An 11,504-nucleotide genomic window follows, 5' to 3' on the forward strand; every position below is an offset into this window, starting at 1 on the left:
CACCAAGAAGGAAACCGAACACGGCCGCTCACTCACCCGAACGCTCACTCACCCGAACGCTCACTCACCCGAACGTCAACACCAGGTACAGCATCAGAATCTGGATGGCGTTGAACAGCCCGTGAACCAGCGCCACGACGGTCAGGCTCTCGGTCTTGGCGTAGGCGGTCCCGAACACCAGCGAGCCGACGAAGATGACCGAGAGCGAGGTCGCCAGCGCGCCGTAGTTCGTCGTCCAGAACGCGGGGATGTGGACGAGCGCGAAGATGAGACTCGTGACGACGATGGCGGCGCGCCGGGAGAACACACGATACAGCGACTTCTGGATGACGTTGCGAAAGAGGAACTCCTCGGCGGGGCCGTTGACCAGCAGGGCGACGAGGACGAGCAGGAGCAGGTAGTCCGTGTTCCCCGCGAGGCCGGGCGCGAGGTTGACGTTCTCGCTGGTCTCCAGGCTGGTGACGGTGGTGAGGATGCCGACGACGACGACGAAAGACACCGCGAGGACGGTGAACCCGACGACGGCTTTGAGGCTCTCACGGTCGAGCGGTTTCAGGTCGAGGAAGTGCCAGCCCCGGCCCGTGAGCGTCAGGTAGGCGACGCCGACCAGCGTCAGCCCGATGTACCCCACGACGAACAGGACCGCGTAGATCGGCAGGGTCAGGTCGTCCGCGTCGAGCGCGAGGAAGGCGACGACGGGAACGGTCGCCAGCGCAGAGGCCATGACGCCCGCGACGGCGAGGCCGGCCCCGGCGATGGTCGCACCCACCTGGCGACGTGTCCGGACAGTATCCATACCGAAATTACGTGTGCATCAGCGAAAAGGGGAAGCAGCCCTCAGTATTCGGGGGAATTCGGGAGTTTCGGCCGGCGAGAATCGCCCGCCTCAGAGCCGGTCGAGGACGGCGTCGGCGTCGTAGGCGAGGTTGAGTTCGCGCGAGCGCCCGCGGCCTTCCACGTCGGCGTATTCGGTGTCGATGATGCCGAGGTCGTCGAGCTTGTTGACGATCTCCGAGTACCTGGTGTAGCCCAGCCCGGAGCGCTCGTGGAACGTCTCGTAGACGGTCCCGGCCTGTTCGCCCTCCATCTCGGCGATGACCTCGACGAGGGTGCGCTCGGAGTCGCTCAGTCCGTCGAGCGAGCGCGAGAGGTGGACGAACTTCGACTTCTCGTAGGCCTTCTCGACGTCCTCGAGTTCGACGGTCTTCGAGGCGCGCATCTCGGCGTTCAGGCCGGCGCGCCGGAGCAGGTCGATGCCGACTCGCAGGTCACCGCTCTCTGCGGTCTTCGCGGCCACGTCGTCGAGGACCATCGTCGAGACGACGCCCTCCTGGAAGCCGCGCTCGATGCGTTCGCGCAGGATGTCGACGATCTCGTGCTGGTCGTACGGCGGGAAGTAGATGTCCTCGGGGCGGAACACCGACTGGACGCGGGTGTCGAGTTCGTCCATCACGTCGAGGTTCGGGTCCGAGGAGACGACGACGACGCCGATGCGGGCTCCCGAGTGCTCCTCGTGGGCGCGCAACAGCGAGTAGAGGGTGTCGGAGGCCTCGCCCTCGTAGAACAGGTAGTTCACGTCGTCGAGCGCGACGACGAGGACCTCCTCCTGTTCGACCAGCTTCTCGGTGACCTGGCCGAACAGCTTCTTGAACGAGATGCCCGACGCCGGGGGTTCGTAGTCGAACATCCCCTCGAACAGCCGCGAGAACACGGAGTACCGGGTCGCGTTCATCTGGCAGTTCACGCGTACCGTGCGCACGTCGCTGGTCTCGGCCTGGAGCTCGGAGAAGAGCTTCTGGACGCCGGTCGTCTTGCCGGTGCCGGGTGGACCGCGGACGACGGCGTTGAGCGGACGCGAGCCGCGGACGGCCGGACGCAGGACGTACTGTAAGCTCTGCATCTGGCTCTCGCGGTGTTCGAACGTCTCGGGGACGTAGTCGATCTCGAAGACGCGTTCGTTGCGGAAGACGGATTCGTCCCACGACAACATCCCCTCGTCCGGAGGGTCCCCAGCCATTACTTTCACCCAGCCTCGCAGACTACTTAGGTCTTCGGCAGACGTCAGTCAGACGTGTTCGTGTCTCGAAAAAACGAGTTCCTGTCGGCGTGATCTGCGGCCGGGTCAGGCCTGCAGTTTCTTGATGTTGCTCTTGATCTGCCCGGCGTTCATGCTCATGCCGTGGACGTCCTGGGCGTGCTTGCGGACCATCGAGACGATCTCGTCGTCGTTGTCCGAGTGGATGGTGAAATGACAGTCCTCGACGCTGCAGCTGAACTCTTGTACCATGTCGCCTGTTAACGTGCTGCGCGGTATAACCGATTGTCCCGCTAGCGAGGAGAGTCACCGTCGAGATACCGTCTGATTCGACGACAGCACCGGACCGGTCGCTGGCCTCCGGCCGGCCGGCACTCGGTCGAGAGCCGCGGTGTCAGAGCACGTCCAGCGCGTCTTCGACGACGCCGCGGTCGATGGCCATCCCGTGGACCTCGGCCGTATGCTGGGTCGCGATTGCGAGGATTTCCTCGTCGTCTGTTCGCTGGACGACGAACGGGCAGCCGTGTTTCTGGCAGCGGAACTCGTATGGCATGGGAATAACCTCAAACAGGGCGAGTACCCGCTAGATCGAGATAAGTAACGCGTGGTTAGTGCCGGAAACCCTGAGATTCGCCCGCTCAGAACTTCTCCAGTAGCCGGTCGTAGAAGTCGGTCTCGGCCTCGCCCGCGAGCTTCTCGACGATGAGTTCCGGGGTCGAACGCGCGAGGTGGTCCTTGACGGGCGAGCGGTTCACGACGAGTTCGCCGTCCTCCAGCCCGACCGCCTCGATGCCGTCGATGGTCACCGCGAAGTCGGCCATCTCCCGTATCTCCCCGGCGAGGTGGGAGACGAACACCGCGGTCGACCCGTTCTCGTGCAGGGCTTCGAGGATGCCCGCGATGATCTTCGCCGAGGCCCCCGGCTCGGTGATGGATTCGAGTTCGTCCACCAGCACGAGCGAGTCCGCGCCGCCCTCGGCCAGCCCGGCGAACTCCCGAACCGTCGATTCGAACGCCCCGGCGTCGAGGGTGCCCTGGGTCTTCGCGTGGTAGTGCAGGTCGGCGAAGCGCTGCAGGCGGACCTCGTCGGCCGGAACGGGCAGCCCCATGTGCGCGAGGACGACGACCGCGGCGACGAGGTCGAGCGTCGAGGTCTTCCCACCGGAGTTCACGCCCGAGAGGAGCGCGACGCCGGCCACGTCGTAGTCGACCGGGTCGACCGCGTCGATGGGGACGTCGAGCAGGGGCGACCGCCCGGCGTCGATGGCGAAGCCGTCGCCGCCGAACGCGGGCATCGTGCAGTCGAAGTCGCGGGCGAACCGCGCAATAGCGAGCTCCACGTCGAGTTCCAGCGCGTTCCTGACCAGCGCCTCGGCGTCCGGCCGCTGGTCGGCGAGGTCGGCCGCGAGTTCGCGCTTCAGCCGGGTCTCGCGGCGCTCCTTCGCCGCCTTCAGGTCCTCACGCAGCCGCGAGATGGCCTGTTCCTCGTGGTCGACGGGGTACGTCGGCTCGTCGCCGAAGGCACGCCGGGCGACCTCGGCCTCACCCGCGTCGAGCGAGAGGGCATCCACGAGGTGGTCGCGGGCCGCGTCGACCGCGGCGGCGTACTCGTCGGCGAGTTCCCGAGAGAGAAGCGAGTCCACGCCGGCACCACGTTCGACCAGCGAGAGCAGGTCCGCGCCCTCGATGGTCACGTCTTTCTCCTGGATGGCCTCGCGTAACCGGTCGTTGGCGACGTTCTCGGACATGCTCACGGCCGAATCAAGGTCGTCGATGGCGGTGGCGAGTCGGTCGACCTCCGCGTCGCCCGTGATGCCGCCCGCGTCGTCGAGTCGGTCCAGCGCGGATTCGAGCGTCTCGAGGTCGGCGGCCGGCTCCAGGCTCGATTCGCGGGTGACGGCGACGGCGGCTCGGAGCCGGTCGCGGTTCGTGGCGAAGAAGGCCAGCACGCGCTCGGGGACGATCTCGCTCGGGTTCTCCAGCGCATCCGGTTCGACCCGCACGTCGCCCTCCACGTCGATGCCGGCGAAGGTCTCGTCGAGCGCGATGACCGTCGAGTAGGCCCGCGCGAGTTCGGCCAGCCCGCGGGCGTCCTCGACCACCTCGACGGGCAGTTCGGGAATCTCGTCCCTGGCCTTCGAGTAGGTCTCGGCGTCGGTCGTCGCCAGACAGCGGTCCCGGACCGTCACGTCCCGCGGCGGGTCCAGCGGCTCCACCCCGGAGAGCGCGTCGAGCACGGCCTCGTCGGGGTCGCGCGCCATCGCTCCCTCGGTGAACGCCTGCACCTCCTCGATGCGGGACGCGGCGGCGCTCGGGTAGAAGGTCGCCACGCGCTTGGCCGCGTAGTCGGTGACGGTCCGCTCGCGCAGCCGGTCGAGCATCGCCTCGTACACCTCGCGGGCGCGGGTCGTCGCGAGGAACCCGCCGGGGTCGTCGTGTTCCTGCCGAATGGCCGCCCGGGCGATGCGGGCGGCGCGTCCCTCCGAGATGCCCGGTGCCTGTGCGAGTATCGCGACGTCACCCGTCTGTAGCGCCGTCTCCGGGTCGTCGAGTTGCGCCAGCGCGTCGGCTGTCTTCTCGCCCACGCCGGGAATCGCCGAGAGCTCCATTGGCCGTCTCTATTTGCGGGGCCAGCAAAAAGTTCCCGCCCGCCACGACGCTTTTAACCCTGAACCGACGTATCTCCACCATGAACCGACGGCGATACGGGCCGATTCTCCGGCTCGTGGGACTCGGGCTCTTCCTGATAGCCCTCGCCATCGTCTTCGGCGTCGCGATAGACGGCGCGCTCTTTTCGGTGGCCTGAGCTGGATTCGGGCCGTTCACCGGTACGACACGTCGCCCTCGCGGACGACCGTCTGCGCGCCATCTCGCACCTGTACCTCGGTGACCGCGCAGTTCCCCTGGCTGTGCTCGGTGAGCGCGGCCACGAGGTCCCGTCCCCGCAGGTGCCCGAGCAGGACGTACAGCGGTCCGCCGTGTGTCACGACGACGACCGTCTCGGCTCGCGCGAGTGAATCGACGACCGCGCGCCAGCCGTCGAGCACCCGCTCGCGCGCCTCGAGCAGCGTCTCCCCGCCTTCGGGCTCCGCCGCCGCGGCCGCGATGCCCGTCTCGCCCACCGCGAACTCCGGGTAGCCCTCGAACAGCGCCTCGTAGCCCATGCCCTGATAGATGCCGAAGTCGCGCTCGCGCCAGTTCGGGTCGAAGGCCACGTCGACCTGCAGGGACCGGTTGACCAGCCGTGCCGTCTCCTTCGTGCGCCGAAGGTCCGAGGCGACCAGCCGGTCCACGTCGTACCGCTCGGCCAGATGTGCGCCCAGCGCGCGGGCCTGCTCGCGCCCCGTCTCGTTCAGGGGTGCCGGTGCCCAGCCCTGGATGCGTCGCTCGTGGTTCCACATCGTCTCGCCGTGGCGGGCGAGGACGACCGTCGCGTCGTCGGCACTCATGCTGGCGACTCGGGACGGGTGCGAGAAGTGTTTACCGGGTTCGCGAACCGAAAACCGCGGCCGGCTTACGCCCGCCGCTTGGCGAAGAACAGCGAGGCCTCGAACAGCACCACGAGGCCGACCGTGAGCACGATGGCCTGCGTCTGTGGCAGCGCCACGTCGGTCATGACCCGTGCCAGCAGCGAGTTCTGCGTGCCGAGGTAGCCCGCCAGGACGGCGGTGAGCCACACGGCCGGGCGGCCCTTCCGGAGGGCGCGCCAGAGCTTCACGCTACCGTAGTAGTTCTTGTTGACGTACGCCACGAGCTCGTAGACGAACACGGCCGCCCCGCTGAGCAGGAACGGCGTGGCGTTCCCGAAGCCGAGCGTCGCCAGGTTCTCCGTGACCACCGCGGGGAGCTGCTGGTAGTAGCCGTTCGGGACCGGGGCTGCGCTGGCGGCGTAGCCGAAGATACCGATGAGCAGCCAGATGTACGGGCGACGTTCGCCCATCTCCTCGGCGGTCGGAATCGGCGAGGAGCTGTCGGTCCACCGCAGGAGCAACAGCGTCCCCTCGAACAGGACGACCATCGACAGCGCGATGATGATGGGGGCCATCCCCGTCGGGTCCGGTGCGAACACGAACGCGATGGCGACGAACGCACCCCAGAACAGGATGCGCTTGGATTCCAGCCAGCGCCGGCTCGTCACGCCCATCATGATAGCGAGCATGATGAACAGCGGAATCTGGAAGACGATGGCCTGGAACGCCATCAGCGTGATGATGAGGTTGAACGTGTCCGAGAGCGCGAACGCGATCTCCGCGGAGCCCTCGGTGTAGTACAGGAAGTACTCGAACAGCGCGGGCAACACGAGGAAGTACGCGAAGGCCATCCCGGCGACCGCGAGGATGAGACTCGTCGGGACGGACGCGAGGTAGTACCGGCGCTCTTTCGGGTAGAGCCCGGGGCGCATGAACAGGTAGGATTCGTACACGAACAGCGGCAGCGCGACCACGATACCGGAGAGGCTCGCGACCTTGATCTTCGTCAGGATGAACTCGAGGGGGGCGTAGACACGCGGCCGTGTCAGTTCGCCCGCCGAGGGCAGGAGGTCGAACCACATCGTCGTGATGATCGCCTCCGAGGCGAAGATGGAGAGCGCGGTGGCGGCGGCCGCCGCGATGATGACGATGCCGAGGCGGCTGACCATCTCCTCGATGTGGACCGCGAGCGGCATCTCCTCGTCGTCCGGTGGGCGTTCGAAGTCGTCTGCGGCTTCGTCGTAGCCGAAGTCGGGTTCGGTGAACGAGTCGTCGTCGACGGTCGACTCGGCCGCCGGCCGAGCCGCACCGGTGGCGTGTCCGACGGGCACGTCCTCGCCACCGTCTGCGTCTGCCTGCGGCGGGTTCTCGGTCACGTCGGTCGGGTCGGTGACGCCGTACGGCGCGTCGTCCTCGACCGGGTGGTCCGTGCCGTCGGCTGGCGCGTCGTCCTCGACCGGGTGGTCCGTGCCGTCGGCTGGCGCGTCGTCCTCGACCGGGTGGTCCGTGCCGTCGGCTGGCGCGTCCGCGTCACCGCTGTCGGGAGCGTCGTCGACGTGCTGGAACTGGTCCGGCACCTCGGGTTCCCCGCCGGTCGGGCCCTCCTTCTCGGGCGCGTCGGCGTCGTCGGCCGCGGGCGGCGCGCTCGGTTCGTGCTCCGCCGGCTCGGTCTCGGGCGGTTCCGGTCGGGACTCCTCGTCGTCGACCTTGGATAGCCCGGACTCTTCAGACTCGTCCGCCATCTACGGGAGAGTAGTCGGCCCGCGCGTTATAGACCTTTTTCTTACCGGGGCGTCGTCGGCGTAGTTTCGCTCCCTCCGGGCGTCCCCGTAGAAGAAGATTGATGTTCGCGAGGTTGGTACCACTCGGCATCCAATGAGCTCCGTGGTCGGAGAGGACACTGCGCGCACCATCAACCAGGGGCGTGAGAGCCTCGGTGTGTTGTTACGCACCGCGCAGAAACACCTCCAGAAGGTATTCATCGTCTTCCTGGTCGGGTTGCTCGGTACCATCTACGCGTTGCGGCTGTTCATCTGGGACTTCCTCCGGGCGAACACCCAACAGCGGATGTCGGCGAACGTCGCCGAACAGGTCGACGTCATCGCGAGAACACCCTTCGACGTCATCCTGTTACAGGTGAAGATCGGCCTCGTCGTGGGTATCCTCTTCGCGCTACCCGTGCTGTTGTACTACGCCCGCGACTCGCTGGCACAACGCGGCTTCCGCCCGAAGGTGCCACTGTCGCGCTTCCAGATAGTCGGGTTCATCTCGCTCGGTGTCTTCCTCTTCACGCTCGGGGTCATCTACGCGTACGCGGTCTTCTTCCCGTTCATGTTCCAGTTCCTGGCGACCAACGCCGTGAACGCGTCCATCAAACCGAGCTACGACATCACGATGTGGACGCAGTTCATCGTCCTGCTGACCTTCTCGTTCGGGCTGGCGGCCCAGCTCCCACTCGCCATGTCCGCGCTCTCGTACACGGAGATAATCCCGTACGAGCAGTGGCGCGACAAGTGGCGCTACGCGTTCGTCGCCATCTTCGTCTTCGGGGCGGTGTTCTCGCCGCCGGACCCGTTCACGCAGATCATGTGGGCGCTCCCGCTGGTCTCGCTGTACGTCCTGAGTCTCGGCTTCTCGAAGGTCGTCACCAACCTCCACCGGGCCGGCGAGAACTCGCCCTCGGGCGGCAGCAACCTGCTGCGGACGCGCATCTACCAGCTGCTCGGTATCGTCGGGCTGACCGCCGTCGCCTCGTTCTTCGCGGTCGACGCGGGCGGGCTGGAGACGGTCAACCGGCAGGTCATCTCGCAGTTCCCGGAGTGGGTCCCCATCGGGCCGCTCTCGGTCGAGGGGCTCACGCCCTTCACCGGCATCGCCGGGCAGATACTCGTCGCCATCGAGGCCGGGCTCATCGTCGGGACGTTCATCCTCGTCGTCTACACGGTCGTCGTGCTCCGCCAGCCAACCGTTCCACGCGGTGGCCGGCGGACCGGTGACCCGGCGAGCATCGACCTCGACACCCTCGACGCCGCCGGCGTGCGGGCCGCCCCCATCGAGGCCTTCATGGAGCTTTCGGAGGACAAGGCGCTCAAGCACGCCCGCACGGCGATGGACGAGGACGACTCCGAGAAGGCACAGGCGCTCCTGGACCGCTTCGACGAGGCCCAGGAGGTAAAGGAGATGCAGGAGGCGGCCGAGGCCGGCGACCAGCCGAAGTCCCTGGCCGACCCGTCCTCGATGGGCGGCGACGTGCCTCCCGAGGACGCCGAGGGAGAGAGCAACGTCCTGTCCCGGACCGCGGCCGGCGTGCTCAACCCCTTCACCGAGGAGGAGACCACCGAGGACGACATCGGCGGGTACTACTACGACCTCGCGTTCATCCTGCAGTCACTGACCTCGAAGTTCTTCCGTCTCATCGCGCTGTTCATGATCGTCCTGGTCGGCTCGTTCGGCTGGCTGTACGGCGGCGGGCTCGGCGAGATCAAGCGGAACTTCATCTCCCGCGTGCCGCCCGCCATCCGGGGCGACCCGGCGGCGGTCGGCTTCGAGGAGTTCTTCGTCGCCGGCCAGCCCCTCATGGACGCTATGACGGTCATGCCCGGCGTCCCGGAGGCGGCCACGGTCGGCCCGACGAACCCCGGTGCGGTCGTCGGTGCACACCCCTACGAGCAGATCGTCAACGCGTTGGGCGGCCCCAGCGAGGTCGGCCTCATCGTCGCGCTCCACCCCGTCGAGGCGCTCATCTTCGAGGTGAAGGTGAGTACCCTGCTGGCGGTGGTGACGACGCTCCCGCTCTTGCTGTACTACGCCTGGCCCGCGATGAAAGAGCGCGGCATCGTGAAGACCGGCAACAACAACATGTTCCTCATCTGGGGAGTCGCCCTGTTCGTCGGTTTCATCATCGGGAGCGTCCTCGGGTTCTTCGTCGTCGCCCCGACCATCATCTCCTACCTGGTCTCGGACGCCATCCAGGCGGACATCATCATCTCCTACCGCCTGCAGAGCTTCTTCTGGCTCATCTTCTTCACCACGGCGGGCATCGGGATATTCATCGATATCCCGGTCACGATGCTGTTGTTCCACCGTGGACGCATCGTCCGCTACGAGGCGTTCCGTGAGTACTGGCGGCCCATCATCCTCGGCATCTTCGCCCTGGCGGCGGTCTTTACGCCCTCGGGCGTCCTGACGATGCTCATCCTCGCCATCCCCATCTCGCTGGCGTACGGCATCGGGCTGGTGTTGCTCGGGCTGGTGACGTTCCCGTGGCGGCTCCGTGGCGGTGGCGGTGGCTCGAAGCCCGAGGAACCGGAGCCAGAATCAGTGTAAGCGCGGTTTCGTTCCCTTTTCGCCGAAGGCGGTCAGTCGAGTAACGCCTGGAGTGCCTCGTCGTCGTAGTTGACGAGGAGGCGCGACTCCTGTTTGACCGTCCGGAGGACGACGTTGGTCGAGGAGTCGACGACGCCGTCCATGTCGATGATGCGGTCGATGAGTTGCTGGAGCTCCTCGTGGCCCCTGACCTGGGAGATGACGAGGAACGACACCTCACCCAGCATCTGGTGCACCTGCTGGACGCCCGAGATGTCCGCGAGCTTCTCGCCGACGTCGTCGTACGCGTCGCCGTATTCGCTCTGTATCTGGGTGACTGCGGTCAGTTCGAACCCGAGCACCTGGGGGTCGAGTTGTGCGACTCGTCCGTTGAATAGACCGTTCTCGCGGTAGGTCTCGATACGGTAGTAGACGGTGGACGTGCTCACGCCGAGCTCCTCGGCGAGTTCGTTCGCGTCTACCTCTCCGTGTTCGTCGAGCTGGGTCAGAATCTCGATGTCGGTTTCGTCAAGCTCCATTATGTCGTCTGTAACTGGTCGCTTCGCGTCTGTTTCCCGCTCGGTTCACTCGAACACCACCGGTCCGTCGTCGACGAGTTCGAAGTGGGCGGTGTCTCCACGTTCGACGGGGGTCTGACGGCCCTGCATGACCACCTGTATGTTCGAGAGGGCAGGCGAGGCCGGTTCGACCACGTAGTTGGTCTGGTCGCCCTGGAAGTATCGCTCGACGATATCACCTGTGAACGCGCTGTCCTCAGGAGTGGTCAAAGAAATATCCTCCGGCCGAACCGAGACCGTCACCTCGCCCTCGACGGACTCGTCTGTGGTGAAGTCGAAGCCGTCGTCGCCACCGACCGAGACGACCGTCCCGTCACCGTTCTGCTCTGCCTGCGCGTCGAAGAGGTTCGTATCGCCGATGAAATCTGCGACGAACGGCGTGGCAGGGTCGCGATAGATCTCTTCGGGTCGTCCGACCTGCTCGATCTGCCCTTCGTTCATCACCGCCATCCGGTCGGAGAGGGTCATCGCGACCTCCTGGTCGTGGGTGACGTAGAAGAACGCGCCCTGGGTCTTCTCGTGGAGCTTTCGCAGTTCGACCTGCATCTGTTTCCGGAGCTTGCGGTCCAGGCTGGACAGGGGTTCATCCAGCAAGAGGACGGCGGGTTCGTTGACCAGCGCCCGCGCGAGTGCGACACGCTGTTGCTGTCCGCCGGAGAGTTCGCCGGGGTCCCGTTCCTCGAAGCCGCCGAGGTCGACGAGTTCGAGGTACTCGCTGGCCTTTCGTTTGCGTTCGTCCTCGCCGACGCCGGCCTTCTGCAGGCCGTAGGTGACGTTCTTCCCGACGGTCATGTGCGGGAACAGCGAGAGGTGCTGGAACACGAGGTTCGTGTCGCGGTCCTCGGGCGGGATGCTCCGCATCCCCTTCCCGTCGAGCCGGAGGGTGCCGTCGGTCGGTGTCTCGAAGCCGCTTATCATCCGGAGGGTCGTCGTCTTGCCACACCCGGACGGGCCGACCAGCGAAAAGAACTCACCCTGTCGGATGGTGAGGTCGATGCCGTCGACGGCGGTGACCGACCCGAACTCCTTTCGCACGTCGGTCAGTTCGATGAGCGCACGTTCGTCATGCGGTGACATACCGCTCGGTTTACTCCCGTCCCTAATAAATCTCCGGGA

The 11,504-nt window shown here is 66.3% G+C and carries 10 protein-coding genes; 1 reads left to right on the top strand and 9 read right to left on the bottom strand.

Annotation, left to right across the window (positions count from 1 at the left end):
- Positions 1-64: 64 nt before the first annotated feature.
- From ACSC1S_RS17655 to tatC, 7 genes are all read right to left on the bottom strand, one after another.
- On the bottom strand, positions 65-796 hold the full coding sequence (locus tag ACSC1S_RS17655) for a CPBP family intramembrane glutamic endopeptidase (protein ID WP_435365429.1): 732 nt from the start codon (positions 794-796) through the stop codon (positions 65-67).
- Between the two features lie 90 nt (positions 797-886).
- Positions 887-2,017, bottom strand: coding sequence for an ORC1-type DNA replication protein (locus ACSC1S_RS17660; protein ID WP_435320107.1), 1,131 nt, complete (start codon positions 2,015-2,017; stop codon positions 887-889).
- 105 nt (positions 2,018-2,122) lie between these two features.
- Positions 2,123-2,287 (bottom strand): DUF1059 domain-containing protein, encoded by a 165-nt coding sequence (locus ACSC1S_RS17665; RefSeq protein WP_261649363.1) that lies wholly within the window; start codon positions 2,285-2,287, stop codon positions 2,123-2,125.
- A 142-nt stretch (positions 2,288-2,429) separates the two neighbouring features.
- Positions 2,430-2,588 carry a DUF1059 domain-containing protein gene (locus ACSC1S_RS17670; RefSeq protein WP_435365430.1) on the bottom strand — a complete coding sequence of 53 codons (159 nt, stop codon included), beginning with the start codon at positions 2,586-2,588 and terminating at the stop codon, positions 2,430-2,432.
- A gap of 85 nt (positions 2,589-2,673) precedes the next feature.
- A complete protein-coding gene (locus ACSC1S_RS17675; protein ID WP_435365431.1) occupies positions 2,674-4,644 on the bottom strand; it encodes a MutS-related protein in 1,971 nt (656 codons plus the stop codon).
- Between the two features lie 213 nt (positions 4,645-4,857).
- On the bottom strand, positions 4,858-5,484 hold the full coding sequence (locus tag ACSC1S_RS17680) for a histidine phosphatase family protein (protein WP_435365432.1): 627 nt from the start codon (positions 5,482-5,484) through the stop codon (positions 4,858-4,860).
- A gap of 65 nt (positions 5,485-5,549) precedes the next feature.
- Entirely contained in the window at positions 5,550-7,247 is a 1,698-nt protein-coding gene (tatC, locus tag ACSC1S_RS17685) for a twin-arginine translocase subunit TatC (RefSeq protein WP_435365433.1), read from the bottom strand.
- A 133-nt stretch (positions 7,248-7,380) separates the two neighbouring features.
- On the opposite strand from tatC, the gene ACSC1S_RS17690 reads away from it, so the two are divergent.
- Positions 7,381-9,831: a twin-arginine translocase subunit TatC gene (locus tag ACSC1S_RS17690; RefSeq protein WP_435365434.1), complete on the top strand. Its 2,451-nt coding sequence runs from the start codon at positions 7,381-7,383 to the stop codon at positions 9,829-9,831.
- A gap of 32 nt (positions 9,832-9,863) precedes the next feature.
- Here ACSC1S_RS17690 and ACSC1S_RS17695 read toward each other — a convergent pair whose 3' ends face one another.
- A complete protein-coding gene (locus ACSC1S_RS17695; protein WP_435320113.1) occupies positions 9,864-10,349 on the bottom strand; it encodes an Lrp/AsnC family transcriptional regulator in 486 nt (161 codons plus the stop codon).
- A 45-nt stretch (positions 10,350-10,394) separates the two neighbouring features.
- Complete coding sequence (locus ACSC1S_RS17700; protein ID WP_435365435.1) at positions 10,395-11,465, bottom strand: ABC transporter ATP-binding protein; 1,071 nt, start codon at positions 11,463-11,465, stop codon at positions 10,395-10,397.
- Between the last annotated feature and the right edge of the window lie 39 nt (positions 11,466-11,504).

Source organism: Haloarchaeobius pelagicus (assembly GCF_051207375.1).
Taxonomy (GTDB): domain Archaea; phylum Halobacteriota; class Halobacteria; order Halobacteriales; family Natrialbaceae; genus Haloarchaeobius.

What these genes read in the sequence shown, in the direction of transcription:
- ACSC1S_RS17670 (WP_435365430.1), bottom strand. Translation starts at nt 2,588, where the DNA reads ATGCCATACGAGTTCCGCTGCCAGAAACACGGCTGCCCGTTCGTCGTC.
- ACSC1S_RS17695 (WP_435320113.1), bottom strand. Translation starts at nt 10,349, where the DNA reads ATGGAGCTTGACGAAACCGACATCGAGATTCTGACCCAGCTCGACGAA.
- ACSC1S_RS17660 (WP_435320107.1), bottom strand. Translation starts at nt 2,017, where the DNA reads ATGGCTGGGGACCCTCCGGACGAGGGGATGTTGTCGTGGGACGAATCC.
- ACSC1S_RS17690 (WP_435365434.1), top strand. Translation starts at nt 7,381, where the DNA reads ATGAGCTCCGTGGTCGGAGAGGACACTGCGCGCACCATCAACCAGGGG.
- ACSC1S_RS17680 (WP_435365432.1), bottom strand. Translation starts at nt 5,484, where the DNA reads ATGAGTGCCGACGACGCGACGGTCGTCCTCGCCCGCCACGGCGAGACG.
- ACSC1S_RS17675 (WP_435365431.1), bottom strand. Translation starts at nt 4,644, where the DNA reads ATGGAGCTCTCGGCGATTCCCGGCGTGGGCGAGAAGACAGCCGACGCG.
- ACSC1S_RS17655 (WP_435365429.1), bottom strand. Translation starts at nt 796, where the DNA reads ATGGATACTGTCCGGACACGTCGCCAGGTGGGTGCGACCATCGCCGGG.
- ACSC1S_RS17700 (WP_435365435.1), bottom strand. Translation starts at nt 11,465, where the DNA reads ATGTCACCGCATGACGAACGTGCGCTCATCGAACTGACCGACGTGCGA.
- ACSC1S_RS17665 (WP_261649363.1), bottom strand. Translation starts at nt 2,287, where the DNA reads ATGGTACAAGAGTTCAGCTGCAGCGTCGAGGACTGTCATTTCACCATC.
- tatC (WP_435365433.1), bottom strand. Translation starts at nt 7,247, where the DNA reads ATGGCGGACGAGTCTGAAGAGTCCGGGCTATCCAAGGTCGACGACGAG.